The 16,964-nt window shown below is 49.4% G+C and carries 17 protein-coding genes and 1 pseudogene; 6 read left to right on the top strand and 12 right to left on the bottom strand.

What is annotated here, in order from left to right; translation table 11 throughout:
• Nucleotides 1-4 precede the first annotated feature (4 nt).
• Entirely contained in the window at nucleotides 5-1,285 is a 1,281-nt protein-coding gene (locus tag AC2AXP_RS05090; protein ID WP_004963865.1) for an NAD(P)/FAD-dependent oxidoreductase, read from the top strand.
• Between the two features lie 61 nt (nucleotides 1,286-1,346).
• Here the strand turns inward: AC2AXP_RS05090 and budC are convergent, their stop codons facing one another.
• From budC to AC2AXP_RS05065, 5 genes are all read right to left on the bottom strand, one after another.
• Nucleotides 1,347-2,102, bottom strand: coding sequence for a meso-2,3-butanediol dehydrogenase (gene budC / locus AC2AXP_RS05085; RefSeq protein ID WP_198774046.1), 756 nt, complete (start codon nucleotides 2,100-2,102; stop codon nucleotides 1,347-1,349).
• A gap of 155 nt (nucleotides 2,103-2,257) precedes the next feature.
• Entirely contained in the window at nucleotides 2,258-2,683 is a 426-nt protein-coding gene (locus AC2AXP_RS05080) for a universal stress protein (protein WP_039992174.1), read from the bottom strand.
• Between the two features lie 282 nt (nucleotides 2,684-2,965).
• The gene (locus AC2AXP_RS05075) at nucleotides 2,966-3,190 is read right to left on the bottom strand and encodes a YgdI/YgdR family lipoprotein (RefSeq protein WP_004963874.1); all 225 of its coding nucleotides are present in this window, start codon (nucleotides 3,188-3,190) and stop codon (nucleotides 2,966-2,968) included.
• A gap of 145 nt (nucleotides 3,191-3,335) precedes the next feature.
• Entirely contained in the window at nucleotides 3,336-4,241 is a 906-nt protein-coding gene (locus tag AC2AXP_RS05070) for a manganese catalase family protein (RefSeq protein ID WP_484381454.1), read from the bottom strand.
• Between the two features lie 74 nt (nucleotides 4,242-4,315).
• Nucleotides 4,316-4,822, bottom strand: a complete 507-nt coding sequence (locus AC2AXP_RS05065) for a ferritin-like domain-containing protein (RefSeq protein WP_004963881.1) — start codon at nucleotides 4,820-4,822, stop codon at nucleotides 4,316-4,318.
• Between the two features lie 469 nt (nucleotides 4,823-5,291).
• Between AC2AXP_RS05065 and AC2AXP_RS05060 the strand changes: the two genes are divergently transcribed.
• Both AC2AXP_RS05060 and AC2AXP_RS05055 read left to right on the top strand, forming a co-directional pair.
• On the top strand, nucleotides 5,292-5,510 hold the full coding sequence (locus AC2AXP_RS05060) for a con-10 family general stress protein (protein WP_004963884.1): 219 nt from the start codon (nucleotides 5,292-5,294) through the stop codon (nucleotides 5,508-5,510).
• A gap of 209 nt (nucleotides 5,511-5,719) precedes the next feature.
• A complete protein-coding gene (locus tag AC2AXP_RS05055) occupies nucleotides 5,720-6,676 on the top strand; it encodes a glutamate-cysteine ligase family protein (RefSeq protein ID WP_004963891.1) in 957 nt (318 codons plus the stop codon).
• 604 nt (nucleotides 6,677-7,280) lie between these two features.
• Here AC2AXP_RS05055 and AC2AXP_RS05050 read toward each other — a convergent pair.
• Nucleotides 7,281-7,670: a helix-turn-helix domain-containing protein gene (locus AC2AXP_RS05050; RefSeq protein WP_004963900.1), complete on the bottom strand. Its 390-nt coding sequence runs from the start codon at nucleotides 7,668-7,670 to the stop codon at nucleotides 7,281-7,283.
• Nucleotides 7,671-7,766: 96 nt separating this feature from the next.
• Between AC2AXP_RS05050 and AC2AXP_RS05045 the strand changes: the two genes are divergently transcribed.
• Together AC2AXP_RS05045 and AC2AXP_RS05040 are read left to right on the top strand one after the other, a co-directional pair.
• Nucleotides 7,767-8,273: a DUF2938 domain-containing protein gene (locus AC2AXP_RS05045; protein WP_004963903.1), complete on the top strand. Its 507-nt coding sequence runs from the start codon at nucleotides 7,767-7,769 to the stop codon at nucleotides 8,271-8,273.
• Between the two features lie 613 nt (nucleotides 8,274-8,886).
• On the top strand, nucleotides 8,887-9,807 hold the full coding sequence (locus AC2AXP_RS05040) for a GNAT family N-acetyltransferase (protein ID WP_039992176.1): 921 nt from the start codon (nucleotides 8,887-8,889) through the stop codon (nucleotides 9,805-9,807).
• Nucleotides 9,808-9,877: 70 nt separating this feature from the next.
• On the opposite strand, the gene AC2AXP_RS05035 is transcribed toward AC2AXP_RS05040, so the two are convergent.
• Complete coding sequence (locus tag AC2AXP_RS05035; RefSeq protein WP_004963909.1) at nucleotides 9,878-10,786, bottom strand: LysR family transcriptional regulator; 909 nt, start codon at nucleotides 10,784-10,786, stop codon at nucleotides 9,878-9,880.
• A gap of 121 nt (nucleotides 10,787-10,907) precedes the next feature.
• On the opposite strand from AC2AXP_RS05035, the gene AC2AXP_RS05030 reads away from it, so the two are divergent.
• Nucleotides 10,908-11,837: an alpha/beta hydrolase gene (locus tag AC2AXP_RS05030; RefSeq protein ID WP_004963913.1), complete on the top strand. Its 930-nt coding sequence runs from the start codon at nucleotides 10,908-10,910 to the stop codon at nucleotides 11,835-11,837.
• A gap of 307 nt (nucleotides 11,838-12,144) precedes the next feature.
• On the opposite strand, the gene AC2AXP_RS05025 is transcribed toward AC2AXP_RS05030, so the two are convergent.
• The 5 genes and pseudogenes from AC2AXP_RS05025 to AC2AXP_RS05005 form a co-directional block, all read right to left on the bottom strand.
• Nucleotides 12,145-12,603: a PaaI family thioesterase gene (locus tag AC2AXP_RS05025; RefSeq protein WP_071586676.1), complete on the bottom strand. Its 459-nt coding sequence runs from the start codon at nucleotides 12,601-12,603 to the stop codon at nucleotides 12,145-12,147.
• A 345-nt stretch (nucleotides 12,604-12,948) separates the two neighbouring features.
• Nucleotides 12,949-13,068, bottom strand: a pseudogene (locus tag AC2AXP_RS05020) (hypothetical protein); the annotation flags it as partial.
• A gap of 617 nt (nucleotides 13,069-13,685) precedes the next feature.
• Nucleotides 13,686-14,483 carry a LysR family transcriptional regulator gene (locus AC2AXP_RS05015; RefSeq protein WP_484381453.1) on the bottom strand — a complete coding sequence of 266 codons (798 nt, stop codon included), beginning with the start codon at nucleotides 14,481-14,483 and terminating at the stop codon, nucleotides 13,686-13,688.
• 151 nt (nucleotides 14,484-14,634) lie between these two features.
• Entirely contained in the window at nucleotides 14,635-15,834 is a 1,200-nt protein-coding gene (locus AC2AXP_RS05010; RefSeq protein WP_198772681.1) for an L-dopachrome tautomerase-related protein, read from the bottom strand.
• Between the two features lie 33 nt (nucleotides 15,835-15,867).
• Entirely contained in the window at nucleotides 15,868-16,869 is a 1,002-nt protein-coding gene (locus AC2AXP_RS05005; protein ID WP_484381452.1) for a zinc-binding alcohol dehydrogenase family protein, read from the bottom strand.
• Between the last annotated feature and the right edge of the window lie 95 nt (nucleotides 16,870-16,964).

Below are 16,964 nucleotides of genomic sequence, written 5' to 3'. Positions count from 1 at the left end.
CAACATGACTGAACACGTGAAGAGTTATTATGCCGCCAGCGCCAACGCTCATCAGCCTTATCCACAGTTGAGCGAGTCATTGGAGTGCGACGTCTGCATCGTCGGCGGCGGCTACACCGGCCTGTCCTCGGCGCTGTTCCTGGTGGAAGCCGGCTATGACGTGGTGTTGCTGGAATCCGCGCGCATCGGCTTTGGCGCCAGCGGTCGCAATGGCGGCCAATTGGTCAACTCCTACAGCCGCGATATTGATGTGATCGAACAGCGCTACGGCGCAGAAAGCGCCCGGATGCTCGGCAGCATGATGTTCGAGGGCGCCGATATTATCCGCAGCCGCATCGAACGTTATGCCATCGATTGCGACTACCGACCGGGCGGCATTTTCGCCGCCATCAACAACAAGCAATACCATGCACTGATCGAGCAGAAACAGAACTGGGAGCGTTACGGCAACGCACAACTGGAACTGCTGGACGGTGCGCGCATTCGCCAGGAAGTGGCCAGCGATCGTTATGTCGGCGCGCTACTCGACCACAGCGGCGGCCACATTCATCCATTGAATCTGGCGCTTGGCGAGGCCGAAGCCGTGCGCCAGCAAGGCGGTCGGATCTTCGAGCAGTCGGCCGTTACGCAGATTCGCCACGGGGAGCCGGCGCTGGTCAGCACCGCCCACGGCCAGGTAAAAGCACGTCATGTGATCGTCGCAGGCAATGCCTACCTGGGCGACAAACTGGAGCCGAAACTGGCCAAAAGCAGCATGCCATGCGGCACCCAGGTGGTAACCACCGAACCGCTGGCAGCGGAGATCGCCCAGGCGTTGATCCCGCATAACTACTGTGTGGAAGATTGTAACTATTTGCTGGACTATTACCGCCTGACCGCCGATAACCGTTTGCTGTACGGCGGCGGCGTGGTGTACGGTGCACGCGACCCGCAGGATATCGACAACCTGGTGCGTCCCAAGCTGTTGAAGACCTTCCCGCAATTGAAAGGGGTACGCCTCGACTACCGCTGGACCGGTAACTTCCTGCTGACGCTGTCACGCATGCCGCAGTTCGGCCGGCTGGAAAACAACATTTATTATATGCAGGGATACAGCGGTCACGGTGTTACCTGTACCCATCTGGCAGGGAAACTGATCGCGGAGTTGCTGCGCGGCGACGCGGAACGCTTTGACGCCTTCGCCAAGCTGCCGCACCTGCCGTTCTTTGGCGGACGTAATCTGCAAATCCCCTTCACCGCCATCGGTGCGGCCTACTACACCTTGCGCGATCGCATCGGCGTGTAACGCCAGGCGGGATCGGCATGCTGTGGGCGCGGTCTATCAGAGCGCGCCCACGCTTTATACCTTAGACAATTTTAGGTTGGCCATCCGAAGCGGTGGCACCGCCATCGACCGGAATATTGGCGCCATTGATAAAGCTGGCGTCATCGCTGGCAAGAAACGCCATCACCGCCGCCACCTCTTCCGGTTCTGCCGCCCGGCCGAGCGCAATGCGCTCGTTGAATTTATCGCGGATCTCCTGCGGCCAACCGTTGGTCATATTGGTTTTTACCAGACTCGGGCAAACAGCGTTGACGCGCACACCGTCACCGCCGTGGTCAAGCGCCATTGCACGAGTCAGGTTCACCACCGCCCCTTTGGCCGCGCAGTAATAGGCTGCCCCCCAGTCGCCCCCCAACCCGGACACTGAGGCGGTATTAACGATGCAGCCTCTGGTTTTCAGCAGGTACGGCAAGGCAAACTTGGAACAGAAAATCACGCCGTCGATATCAACGCCGGCAATACGTCGCCAGTCCGCAACGCTGGTTTGCAGTACGCTGCCTGCCACGTGCACGCCAGCGTTGTTCAGCAGCACATCAATGCGACCAAACTTCGCTGCGACCCCATCCATCATTTTCTCAACCGCCGCGGCATCCGACACATCGATATGCACCGCGTGGGCCTTGCCTGCCGGCAAAGACGCCGCTACCGCGTCAACCGCCGTTTTTGCCCAGTCCGCCAGCACCACCGTGGCACCTTCGGCCGCAAAGCGACGCGCCGCCGCTTCCCCCATACCATTACCTGCGCCAGTAATAATCACTACTTTATTGTCAAAACGCATAGGACCTCCTCCATGTGAAGCGCATTTGCATAAATCATACAAATCCTTAACCGCTTCGAGGATAATCCTGCAATAGGGTGACCGCCAGTCAAAACGTGCGATTTTATAACTCCAAAGAGTTATTATTCGGTGCTAATTGGCGGTAATGACGTTGATTAATCTTCGATCGGTATCACCAACAGGTCGACCTGCAGCGTATTAATCGCCTGGCGCGTCGACGACTTCAAACGGCTCCAGATATCATGATGGTGGCCGAAGATAATCAGATCGAACCCTTTTTCTTTCGCCGCGTTGTTCAGTTCCTCCGTTAATTCCCCACGGCCGATGATCACCTCATCAACAGGATATGATGAGGATTTCTTGAACGATTCAAGAATGTTTTTTGCACGTTCAGAAAAGGTGTGGTCGGTGTAGTTGTAGGCGCCAACCCCCAGTTCGGCGTAATAGCCGGTATGATGGACGTCGATATATATCATTGAAAGTTTGGCGTTTAAGGCACCGGCTAGCTTTGCACCCTTATCCAACAGGATTTCTGCATCTTCACTGAGATCGGTTGCAACGACAATATGTTGATATGCCATGATTACTGCCCTCCGCATTGCGCTTGCCCACAGGCGGCGTTCCTGACCACCGGCTTTCTATCCTCCTGATAGATACTGACAGTTTAGGCCAATGGCGATACGGTTGCCGAACATCAATGCACACCTGGCGGAAACCAGCGCGCCGTTAATTACCCGGTCATTGCCGGTCACCTTAACGACTCCCCAGCCGCGCCAACCTCCTGGCCGTAGCGTTTTCTCACGCGACGAGGACCCAAAAAAGCCCGGCAATCGCCGGGCTCGCATGGTCAGATGACGCTGACGTCAGCGCTCGATTTCAGACATCTCTCTGACTTCATCTCGGTTGATCTGCTGCTGCGTACCATTAGCATCTTTATACTTAATCAGCCCGGTCGCATTGTCCTCCGACGGTTTACCCTCACTGATGATGGTGCGGCCGTCGTTTGTATGGATAGCATAATTGCTTGAGCAACCTGCTAAAAAAGCAGAAATCAGCGTAACACACAGTACAGAGGCTAATTTTTTCATGGTTGCTAACTCCCTATAATGGACACAGTATAATATTTAGCATAATTTATGTTTTTTGCCATATGGATTAGTGCTTTATACTACACTCGCTGAATTATAAGACAGTTCCGACTACCTGACGCTGCACTGCAGCAATGGCTGCGTATCAACCGCCGGAACGGGTTTTGTCGGCCGCATCTTCCTCCAGCGGGCCACTTTTGCCCAGATCGCACCCCGTTAGCGGATTTACCCGCGGGTCGGACCGGGTCCGTTGGGCCATCGCCTCCACATCGCTCTGCTGTTCCAACGGCAATACCACGCTGGCGACCCCTTCGCCTCCATCCACGGCCGGCTGCGGTTCGGCAACATAGTGCAGATTTTCGTCCGCGTTCCAACTGCCACGTACTTCACCTTCCGCCGACATATTGAAATATTGGTCGGCGTATTCTTCGATCGGCGGCAATTTACCCGGAGGGAAATTGTTGCGGATCGCATACAGCGCTTTTTCAAAGGAGATCTGATGCGCCACTTCGCGGGTCATCAGAAAGCCGAGCGCCTGCTTGACGCCGGGATCGTCAGTGACGTTGATCAACCGCTCATAGATGATTTTGGCACGCGCTTCGGCGGCGATATTGGAGCGCAAATCAGCAGTGGGTTCGCCGATGGTATCGATATAGGCGGCACTCCAGGGGACGCCGGCAGAATTGGTCAACGCCGGGCCGCCGCCGTACAACACCGACGTGATATGGCTGTCATTGCCATTGCCGGTCAGCGAACGGTACAGTTCCGCTTCACTTTCCGTGGCTTCAGCCAGCTGTCCTTTCGCTCCCTTGTTCAACATACCCACCAGAGAACCGATAATTTCCAGATGGCTCAACTCTTCGGTGGCGATATCGAGCAGCATATCGCGGCGCCCGAGATCGTCTTCACCCAGTCCCTGGATAAAATAGCGGCAGGCCGCAGCCAGTTCGCCTTGCGGTCCACCAAATTGTTCAAGCAATAGGTTGGCCAGGCCCGGATTGGGCTCTGATACGCGGACGGTGTATTGCAGCTTTTTTACGTGTCGAAACATGATGTTCTCCTGTTCAGTACCCCCGCACCTTGGCAAGTGCCCGGTTCTGTAGGCTGAAACGGCATCAACTCCGGTCAATTTTTGGCTTCCACTTCCGGTGTGGCAGAGCGCACCAGAAATTGCTCGGTCACCGTCGGTAAATGCGTCAACGCCCACTCGGCCATTTTCTGTTCCTGCTCACGGATTTGCTCAAAGATGCGCGCGCCTTCGGTATCGCCGACCAGTTCGGCAGCGGCAATCAGCGAGGTGTAACAACCCATCTCAAAATTCTCAAAGGTATAGCTGCTGATGGCGCCCTTGACGACTTCATCTTCAGTAAACATTCCCCCCAACGCCTGACCCATGGCGGTCATTTTGCCCATGGTATCTTTCAGCGCCGAATTGGAGGTGTCGTTGCGTTCAATAACCGTTTGTAATAACGCCTGTTGTTGCAGCGTTTCATCGATGTGCTGCTCAATGCGCGCTTTGAGATCGGGATAATGTTCCAAGCGGTCGGCCATACTACGCAACATGGTTTCCGCCTGCTTTTCCATCGCGTGGGCGTCACGTAGCCAGTCAAGATAATTTTCTTCGTATGTCATGCTGCTACCTCGCTAAGGGGTGCTGGTAGGTGATATATCAAACTTTAGGTTAGGAATTTTATTAACAAATTTAAAATTACTTATATATCCCCCATTTAAAACAGATGAGGGTTATTAGCCCGCTATTTCACCCTCATGCTATCGGTAAAAATGTTAATCATTCCACGCGGGCACATTATAAACGATAGACCTTAATAGCGATTTTTCGAGGTCGTAATAGATAAAAAACTGAAAATTGTGGTAATTATTTTCGCAATACGCCCAACGGTTAAATAAAACAATTAAATGTTTTATTTTTGTTATTGAATTATTTCAGAGAATTTCAGTGGGTTTAAATTTTTATATCACACCGCTATCCCATGGAAAAAACCGTCATAGGTTCTATAGTTTTACCTGATCGGAGAAATCTTAATTTCTTTGATATCAGCAAACCCTTATTAAATTAACTCTCTTTATTCAGGAGGTTATTATGGTAGAGCATCGTGGCGGTTCAGGTAATTTTGCTGAAGACAGGGAACGCGCTTCTGAAGCCGGTAAAAAAGGCGGTCAAGAGAGCGGTGGGAATTTCAAAAACGATCCACAACGCGCTGCGGAGGCAGGTAAAAAAGGCGGTCAGGTCAGCGGTGGTAACTTTAAAAATGACCCTGAGCGCGCCGCTGAGGCCGGCAAAAAAGGCGGGCAACATTAAGCGTATCGGCGCTTGACGTTAGCCGTTCTGCCAGGTTATTTGCCGCCAGCCAGCCCTGCAATGGGGTTGGCTGTAGGTAATTGGCATAATAAACATCATTGATGTGGCATCGTTGAATCTGCCTGTACCGCACCAATCCAACAACCGCCGGTACGCCATGACAGATTTGTTTTTCTGGCATCGACAGCAATTCGTTTGAGGAGTTGAACATGCAGCACACTTCTTTTACACGCGCCCATCGCCACACCATCAGTACCGAGTTGAAGCTGCAATTGGTCGATTTGACTACCTTTCAGTTTGCCAATCGCGTGCCGGAAGTGGTCAGCCTGTGCAAGGTGAAAGATTATATAAAAACCCATAATAATCAGCCTGTCATCAATGTATTCAGTACCATGCATGCCACGCCCGCTACGTTGCTTGACGAGCTGAAAAGTATTACCGTCAACCTGGCAGACAGCGCCGCTCGCTGCCACTGCGGGTTATGCGGCGGCGGGGCACGAATCGACCACCGGGCTGTCTGCGGATTTGGCCAGAATATTCACGTCAGCGTTGAGGACGCCAATCAGGCCGCTTATCTTTGTCAGGCGCTAAAGGCATACTTGCCGCATTTTATCGCATTGAATGATTCGTCGCCGTTTAACCAACCCGACCCCGCTGACGCGGTACCTTCCCCCATCAGACCAAGGCCGGAGCTGGGTAGCGTCGAAATCGGCATATGCGATTCGCCCCTTACCTTGCCCCATGCGGCCATGCTGTGCGGCTATGCGCAGCTGTTGGTCAATTTGCTGCTTGCCGTTCAGCCTGATGTCCCCGTAGATCGAGACGCCTGCTACGCCAGCAACCTGCGCAATGCACGCCGTGCGGGCGTGTCAGCCCATTATACCGATCCCCTGAAGGGAGAAACCGTCATGTTGAAGCAGCACATTGACGCCACGCTAACGCTGTTGACGCAACTCAGCAAGGAGGATGAGTGCGGCGTAATAAAATACTTCCGTCATTATTTGCAGCAAGAATATCATGACGGAGAATTGTTACGTCATAACTTGGACGTTGGTGTCGGCACGGCTGGCATCGCTCGTTCCATGATCAATTTACTGATCCCTCCTGAGCATATTATTGTTAATGAGCAATCCATGCTCCAGCGGAGTGCCTATGAAACTTTATGAGTTGCTGATAGGGAAATTCTCGGTATATGTGGTAGCGAAAAATGAGGAGCATGCCAAATACCAGGCAATGGAAATAGCCTTTCACCTCGCCGAACGGGGGCCAAGCATGTATATATCGGGAATGATACTGTGTGAAGCCGATACTGTTCACCTGGAACGTTACCATCACTGAATGCATGCCGATAAAATTTATTTTTATTTTATTTCCCTTATGCCAATCTATGAAAAATGCCATAAGAAATACAAATAAAAAATTAGAAAATTTATTATTTCTAATGGTTTCAATCAGGAAGACGGTCTATTATTAAAGTGTCGTTTCACGACAATATAGAGTCGCTTCGTTACCCCACACGGCTCATGGATTTGAGCCACCTCCTCAACGAAGCAGACCTATCGCGACAAGTTAATTTCCCCTTTGCATTTGCAAACCCGGCCTTACGGCCGGGTTCTTTCTCTCTATCGCACGAATGCGGTGCCACGCATCGCCCTTCTCAGGCGAGTACCATGATTATTTTTTACTTTGTCATGGCTGCTATGGTTGTCCCCCTTTGATAATCCTGACTCAACACCATGGCATTTATAGATCCCTTGATGGAACATCCTGTTACTCAGGCAATAGTTTAAGCATTCTTTGAAATGACGGGCAGGATAAATGGTCACTGGCCGGGCAAGCGACCACATGCCGTAAACCATCGCGTACCGCACTCAGGCGCCGAATGGTGTTATCTATTTCTGTCGCTTTGGCCGCCAGACGTTGACGATCTATCTGCATTTGTCCCTGCGCATTAAACATGGCGCTGATTTCCGTCAATTGCAGGCCAGCCTGCCGACCCAGTTTGATAATCGCCAGCGTTTGTAACACGCTCGGATGGTATTGCCTGCGCAAGCCGCGACGACCAATCGAATGGATCAATCCTTGCTCTTCATAGTAACGCAACGCGGATGCTGCCAAACCGCTGCGTTTTGCCACCTCGGCAATGTCCAGCTCGTTCATGCTTGACCTCAAGTCAACATTAAGTTGCACAATGACGCCCACTCTACCACCGCAGCCAATCACTGGCTGCACTCGTCATCATCTTGAGAGAAAAACATGACCACTACCAATACCATCATCGCCACTTGTTTTATCGGTATCCTCGGCACCGGCGTTATGGATGTATGGGCATTGATACTGCGAAAAATGTTCGGCATCAAACCGCTGGATTATGCCTTGGTAGGGCGCTGGGTCGGCCTGATGAGGCACGGGCAATTTTGCCACCGAACCATCATAACCACGCCGTCGATAGCCGGGGAGCGCCAGCTCGGTTGGTTGTTGCATTACGCCATCGGCATGGCCTGCGCGGCGGTATTGATAGCCGCCGCCGGCTGGCCATGGCTGTATGCGCCAACCCTGGCACCGGCGCTGTTGGTCGGCGTCAGCAGCGTTATCGCACCGCTGCTGGTGATGCAGCCGGCGTTTGGTTTTGGCTTTGCGGCAACCAAAACGTCATCCCCGCTGCAAGCCTGTCTGCGTAGTCTGATGGCACATGGCGTGTTCGGCATCGGGTTGTATCTGGCGGCACGGCTATTCAATGAGCTGGGCTGTTTTATGCCATAAACATAACCTAATGATTGAGAATATACATAATGACCATTACTCGCGTTGACGCCGCTGAGCAACGCTCATAGGCAGATTGTATTCGTGGTCGGGGCTGGCGGCTACCGAAGGTCGGTTACAGGGCATCGATAATTGATTGCCAGCGTCAGCTGGACAAAACGGTTGCGCTGTAACGTTGCACCCAGCGGGAACCTGATGGTTCCTTTTTTATTCTCCAACTTACAACGGTTAAACGATAGCGTCGCCCATCCATAAAGCTTTCAGCGGCATAGCGCTCTCCATCAGGCGTTCGACGCCATAGGTCACGGTCTTGCGCCTGCCTTGGCGTTAACAGTCCCTATCGCCGCTTTAAACCTGCGTCGGCGATGCAGCACTAGCCCCCCGACAATATAAGTCGCTGAATAATAGGCGCGAATTAAATTGCCGATTTTTTGATAGCCGTTGAACCCTGGTTAAAGCATCCGTATTTACAGTAGTCCCAGTTTAGTTTTACCCGCGGAAACCCTTAATAAAGAGCGGTCAATCAGCACCGCACAATGACCATTGTTCATCCTGATGCATGATGTTTCCCTTCATGTAAATGACGTTTAATACATAAGAAGTTATACAGGCTATGATACGGAAAATTATTTCCTTCGCATCCGGTTGGCGCGTAGGCACAGCAGAAGAATATAGAACATGTTATCGCCTGTATGGCGGCAGTTTTGTAACCCACCCTGACGTTTTAAATTTTATGCAGCGTCAGTTAAACCTGCGGCATAATTACTACATCAAAAAAGGAGAAAATAACGCTCTGCTCGGCGGCATGTGTACCAATGGAACGAAAGAAATTGCTCTCATTGGCCGCACGTCCCAACAATCGGGCATCGATCTGTTCCCCTTTAACAAAGATGAAATTATTTTACCCATCAGCCGCTGTGTTAAAACAGTGATCCCCTATCGTTCAAAGATCCTATCCCGCATTAACGGCCGCTGTACGCTCAACGCCACCTTCTCACTGAATAGTCATCGTGAAATATGCCTGGCTAAAACCTGTGGCAAAGGCGGCTATTCGGCATCAACTAAAAACAGTCGCAACCGTGAGTTGAAAAAATTCCTCAGTTCAGGCGGTGAGGTCGTCGATCAGGCACTATTAACACCGACTCAAATCGTCGATATTTATTTTGAGCTGTATGCAAAACGCTGGGGTGAAAGACCCGCGAATGAGCGACAAATGATGGACATGATAACCTCCCTGCGTGATATGATTTTCGGTTATGTGCTGTTCTATAACGGCCAGCCATGCGCATTCCAACTCATTACCCGCGCTGACAGTCCAGAGTGGATCTGCTTTGATTATGTCAATGGTGGCTATGATCGCCAATACAACGGATTTTGCCCAGGCACGATCGTAACATGGTTAAACGTTCGTGCTGCATACGAGCTATGCCAACGGCAAGATAAAGAGATGCGCTACTCTTTTGGCAAGCCGACGGAAGCGTATAAAGACCGCTGGTGTCAACGTGCGCCGCTGGGGCGCACGCTGTCGTTTTAAAGCCATAAACGTGGCTGCATGAAATACGGATGGGTTACCGGCCGTTTGCAGTAGCGTTTGGGTGCCGCAGTTATTCCCAAGGCACGCCTTGCTGCCAACTTGCCACCAGCAGGTCAATAAAAGCACGAATTCGCGGCGATAAGTGGCGTTTACTGGGATAAATGATCCGAATAGGTTCTGGCGGAAAAGGATATTTCTCTAGCACCGGTATCAATTTCCCCCTACGCAAATCGTCAGCAAGCAAATAGGTCGGTAAGTGAACAATACCAAATCCGGCAATTGCCGACTCTCGCATGGCTTCCGAGCTGTCAAGGTTGAGCCTTCCCGGCCCATCATAAACAAAGACGCCTTCTGGGGTTGTAAACCGCCAGCATCGTCTTTTCTCGGCGCTCAGAAGAAAGATAGTGTCATGGTGAGTTAATTGTTCGGGTGTTTGCGGGACGCCGCGGGACGATAAGTAGTCGGGTGATGCACAAGTGACAATGCGTTGTGAAGCAATCGTACGGGTAAGAATACGTGAGTCGTCGCGAGGTTCACCGATGCGGATAGCTATATCAAAGCCTTCTTCAATAAGGTCGACAAATCTGTCACTGAAAGACACCTCTGCCCGTAGTTCTGGCCACTTTTTCAGATAAATATCCAGAATAGGAAGAATATGCCGCTGCCCAAAAGAGAGCGGCGCGCTAAGCCGGAGAGTCCCCGTTGGCTTAACCCTGCGCATCGCCATGGTGGCATCAACTTCCTCAAGGTCTTCCAATATTTGCCGGCAACGGTCAAACATGACCCTCCCTTCATCGGTAAGACTCAGACTCCGGGTAGTGCGGTTAAGCAGTCGAACTCCCATACGGGTTTCAAGCCTGACGATACTTTTGCCAATGGCCGAACGGCTGAGCCCAAGCGAACCCGCAGCCTGGGTATAACTGCCCGCTTTTACCGCAGCCACGAACGCGGCGATATCGCCAATGCTGTTGATCTCCATGCTTCACTTCTCTCACTGTATACGGGCGTTTCCGTACCTTTATATGGGAAGCACATTCCCGAAATGTTTATATATCATAAATTCCTGTTCCACATTAACGCAAATACCAACAGGAATACCCATGATTACTCAACCCACCCAGCAAGCCGTAAAAGAATGGTCAGAAAGTGTAGCCGGTCTGGCTCCGGTCCTCACAGGTCAGGATACCCTGACCTCGATGAATGAAATCCGTAACGCCTATAGCCGTATGTTGGCTAAAAATCCTGCGCCTGTCGGCGTTGGTTTTACTCAGATCGATATGGGAGGTATCCCGGGAACCCTGGTTACACCAGACAATCTTAAAACCGATGCCATCGTGATGTATATCCACGGCGGAGCCTATATCGTCGGTGAACCCGCGGGCTATCACGGCATTGGTGGCAACTATGCCAGCCTGCTGGGTGCTCGAGTCTATATGCCGGATTATCGTCTAGCGCCGGAGTACCCTTTCCCAACGCCGGTCACCGATACGGTGGATGCCTATGAATGGCTGATTGAACAAGGCGTCGACGCCAGCAACATCGTGCTGGTGGGCGAGTCGGCGGGTGGAGCGATGGTGGTCACCGTTATGGTTGCAGCGCGCAACAGAGGTCTCCCGCTTCCGGCGGGCGGCGTGTCTATTTCCCCCTGGGCCAACCTCGAACACAGCGGTGCATCCATGACCAACAGAGAAGGTCTGGATCCACTGAACACCAAAGCGGGTTTGGATTTACTGGCACGTACCTTCCTGGGTGACGCATTGCCCAATCATCCCATGGCATCCCCGGTATTTGCCGACGTCACGGAGCTGCCGCCGATACTGATTCAGATTGGTGAAAACGAACTGATGCTGAGCGATGCCATACGCCTAGCGACACACCTGAGCGATAACCGCGTGCGCGTCAATCTGGAAGTCTGGCCGGGTATGTTCCACGCCTGGCATTTCTTCTCGACGCTGCAGCCAGAAGCGCTACAGGCCATCGAAAGTTCAGTCATCTTTATCAAGCAAGCGCTGCAGAATGCCGCAAAGTAACCGTCATTGATGGTTAACTCACCTAGGGGCGCGGGAAACCGTGCCCCTTTATCAGCAGCTTGCAGAAATCCTGCTCTTTCCCGCCACGGCTTGACTCACCTGCCTGTTCATTTTCTCCCTTTAACCAACGTTGGCCCGTTCACGTCGAATTTTCCACAAAGATAAGCCCGTTATGGTCATCAAATGGAAAGGTTTTTTTGCTTTGCACATTACGCAGCGTCCATAAAGACGCTCGATACTGGTCAATAAAAAACCGCCCTGAGGCGGCCAAAATGGATATAATTAGGTAAATATCTCCCCTTCCATGTCATGACACTTTCTTCGTCCACGTCAAATCCGTCACCTCAAAAGAAAACATCTTGAACGTTGCAGTAGCCGTTGCAATAACATCCCCTGCCTCGTTAAGTAATTCACCAGATGTAAATATAATAGAGCTCTTTGCATGAGCAATGCGGCCCTTGCCATATATCTTCCCTGGAAAAGCGGCATTTACAAAGTTAGTCTTCGACTCAACGGTGACAGCAACTTTCCCTTGAGGCATCGTGATATAAATGGCTGGCCCCATTGAATCATCCAACATTGCCGAGAGTACGCCTCCTTGAATACATCCCATCGGGTTTACTAGCGAATTGCTTGCATCAAACTCAACATGGACTTCTTTCTCTTCGCTATTGTATTTAAGGAACTTCCAGCCAAGCACTTTTGCAACAGGAGACATTTCAGCCAGGCCATTAACAACATTCATGAAAAGTGGTTCACTAGACATAAATTTCTCTGTATCAGATAGAACAACAATTATTAATGTAGTAGAAATCCGATACAGTTCAAATTAACAACAGTTTTTTTTGAATTTTGCCCAATGGTAAACGCCGTGATCTGCCGAGCTGATTAGCTGCCAACCCAGCTGCTGCGGGCCATAAACCCCAGAAACAGACCGATTGATATCACCATGACTGCGGAAAAGGCTGGATCACAATAACGGTATAAAGAGGTAATTTTGGCAGGATTTCTATAAAACATTTTTAATAAAATGCTTTGATAACCGTTTCAAGTTGAATAATAAAAAATGGAAACCATCAGACCCACGTTATCATTTAACGCTTAAACACCATTACATATGCTTAATGATAGCGTCGCCAAACTCTGAACATTTCAGCAGATTAGCGCCTTCCATGCCCTTAACAATCAGGTCAGCCGCTTCGAACCAGCCCAGGTGGCGCAGCATTAGCTTGACGAACCAGATTTAATCTTTTGAAAAATATAAATATTCCATATAGTGGCGTATGGTTTTCAATCTATTTATGTCATTTGTAACCCGTTGATTTATATATAGCTGTGTCGGATTTTGATAATCCATTTTTCCCTTGTCATACCTGAGCACGTACTCGCCTAAGCTATACTTGTGCAGAGTCAGGAATACAGGAAATACAAATGTGTGGTCGTTTTGCCCAAGTACAAACATGTTCAGACTATCTCGACATGCTCGCCTCCGATCTTGAATTTGCCAGTGCGCTGCTACAACGTGGCGCCAGGCACCCGCGCGCTGGTGATTAATCAACGCAGCGATAAGTTGCATCTCGAGCCTATCGAGTGGGGTTACGGCCCAGATTGGTGGCGGGAAATGAAACGTCAGCCAGTTATCATACAGCCACCAGCAGGATGTTTAAGCCGTTATGGGAGCACATACGCTATAACCGATTAAGCACTGTGGGACTCATAAGAATAATTGAAATAGGTGAATATGAAGAGTTGCAATGGTTACACATGTTTCTGATCCAACTCGGTTAACGAAATACTGTGTACTGTTAAAACACTTCTATATTCCCTTATATCAGTCGGTTGCTCCGATTAATTCCTAGGTAAATCATTTACTATATAAATGAGGTGTTTGATATATTCATTCCGAAGACTTTCTCGATGACATACAGAATATGAGTAAGTAAGATTGGTTGGCTTACTTATGAAACCATTAGTTTTCATAAACTCATTGACTAAAATATCAGGAATAGCTCCAGACGCAGGCAATGATTGCATTAGACTCCATTTATCAGAGAAAGATGATGTTACTACATTTCGATGGCAGCTAGCATCACACATAACATCTTCGTTTCTGAGAGAAACATAGGGTACAGAGCTAAATGCTTTTTCTGGTGAGAGAAGGAACATTGTTCCTTCTAACATATGAAGCATCTTAAAACCCATAATAGACTCTTTTCGATCGCTCAAAACCACATCAGGCTCCAATTCATTAATCATATCCTCAGAATCATAAAAAATGACTTCCATGACAGGTAATCTACGTGAGCTAGATATGAAACACTTAGCAAGTGTGACTGGGAGGCGATTAGATATAAGCACCTTTAACGAACGATCACCATGAAATTTTGACATTTCAATTTTATATTCTAGTTCCCTTGCTGCTTTGATGACTTTTAATCCATCTTCTAGTATAAGTCGTCCCATATCGGTAAAGGTGGTTCTGTACTGTTTCCTGTCAAGAATTACCACGCCAAGTATGGACTCCGCCTTTTTAATCTGGTAACTAAGTGCGGATGGGGTTTTGCATAATTTATTTGCGGCACAAGAAAGTGTTTTAAATTTATTTACTGCATCTAATGCCACGATCAAATTAAGACTAATTTTCATGCAACCACCAGAATTAATAACGCATAAAAAGACAAACAAAAAGAGAAGAAATATATTTAAAGCTATTTCTGTTAATAGAATGCTCACTATTGAAAGCATTCTAAGTCAAGGGGGCGCCTCCCCCCCTGACATCCATAATTCAAAAAAACGGTTATTTGGTACTCGCTGGTGCGGCGTTAATTTTCACCCTGAGTAATGCATAAGGTTTCTGTCGTTTATCTTTACCCATGTGGAATCCTGGTTGACGATGAAGTTGATTCACTGTGAAGTACAGGTAACCATCGGGACCAATCGAAAGTGTATCGGGCCAGAGGATATGAGGCCCATGAGCAATGGTTGTCCAGTTACCTGTTTTATCCATTTTACGAATAGCGTTACGCTCATAGTCTCCGGCATATACGGCACCTGTTGCATCAGCTTCCAGGCCATCAGAAGCCCCTTTCTCACCTAGGTCTTTTACCGCTGCAGACAACTGTTGCTCAGTCACATTCGGGTCACGAAGCATTTCAGTTGAGATCGAGAACAAATGACGCCCCGAAAGTGGGCTGTAATACAGCGTTTTACCGTCAGCAGACAATGCAATACCGTCAGAGGCCACGCTAAATGGAGCAGTATCCCCATTCGAATTACGCTGCAGAAGAGTTTCCCCTTCAACTACCGGTACAAAGCCTTGCTCCGGTGACGTCGAACGATCGCTGGTAAGTCGGCGTACCGCTTTACCTGAATCCAGATCAACTACGATGATGCCACCAGTACCAGATAGGGACGAATCGGTAATGTAAGCCATACCAGCTTTACCAACTCGGTAGTCAAAACGTACGTCATTGACGTATGTGGTAGGTAGGACTACGTCATTATGTAAGACAATAGTTTTGACTACTTTGTTGGTATTCAGATCGATAGCCACTAATTTTGCACCACCGTCCACGGGTTTAGAGAATTTAGGCGCAGCAGTATCCAACACCCAGAGTTTCCCCTGTCCATCGGCCACAACACTTTGTACACTCAGGAAGTGACTTCTAGGCTGGCTATTAACTGCCTGATTAATTTTCGCATTCGGGTATGGTATGACCTCATTATTTTTAACTTCCGCCACGGTGAATGGAACATCATCTCCCCAACGTGGAAAATTAACGAAAATTCTGCCGGTTTCTGTAACCGTTACTCCTGTAGGCATTGCACCACGGAAAGTCGCAACGATTTCGGTTTCACCTACAGTACGATCACTTGCAAGTTGTTCAAGCGCTGCCACCTGATGAGTTGATAAAGCCAGCGTACTAATTGAAGTTCCGGCTAACGCTAGACCGATCGCTGCTCTTAACAGCGTTTTAGTGATGCTAATCTTTTTCATCTTTTTCCTGCCCTGTTAGTTTATAAATTGATATTAGAAGCCCTCGAGTACGATTTTTCCTTTAACTTTGCTGCTTTCAATTAATGCATGGGCTTTACGCAGATTAGCGGCGGAAATTTTGCCATAGTGCTCACCTAAGGTACTTTGTAGTTTACCCGCATCGACCAGTTTGCTGACTTCCATCAGAATTTCATGCTGACGTTGCATATCCGTAGTTTGGAACATCGAGCGAGTAAACATTAGTTCCCAGTGAAGAGAGATAGCCTTTTGTTTCAACGGCATAGCATCAAGAATATTCGGATCGTCGATGACTGCAAGACGGCCTTGTGGCTTCAAAACGTCGATAATCTGCGTATAGTGCAGGTCGGTATGAGTCAGACTAGCCACGTAGCGCACATTTTCGATACCTAGGGCCTTTAGTTGTTCAGCGAAAGGTTTACGATGATCGATAATATGATCTGCACCTAAGGCTTTAACCCATTCAGAAGTTTCCGGCCGTGAACTGGTACCAATGACAGTCAAGTTAGTCAGTTTACTGGCTAACTGAGTCAGGATAGACCCCACACCGCCGCCAGCCCCCACAATCAGAATAGCTTCGTTGTTACTCTGCCCGACTTCCAAACGATCAAACAGGAGTTCCCACGCAGTCAGAGAAGTCAAAGGCAGCGCAGCCGCTTCAGCATTTGACAATGTATGTGGTTTTTTGCCAGCGATACGCTCATCCACCAGACCATATTCAGCATAAGAACCAGGACGTATGATGGAACCAGCGTAGAAAACTTCATCACCCGGTTTGAACAAAGTGACTTTTGAGCCTACAGCTTCAACAATTCCAGTGGCGTCCCACCCCAGAATCCGTGGTTCTGTTACTGGTGAATTTTTACGTACCTTCGTATCGACTGGGTTTACGGCAATAGCTGAAATCTTAACTAATAGATCGCGCTCACCTGGTTGAGGTTTCGGAAGGTCCATCTCATAGAGTGATTCTTCGTTAATGATGGGCAGATCGTTTTGGCTGTAGACAATGGCTTTCATAGATAACTCCCGCATTCTGCTTTAGAAATGCCGCTGTGGCATGTATTAAAGTCATAGTAATCCTGGTGGCAATCTTAAAAAACAAGCCAAAATGA

The sequence above is a fragment of the Serratia sp. Sp408 genome, from assembly GCF_057180665.1.
The sequence above is the reverse complement of the archived record's forward strand: the minus strand, read 5'-3'. Positions and strand labels throughout refer to the sequence as shown.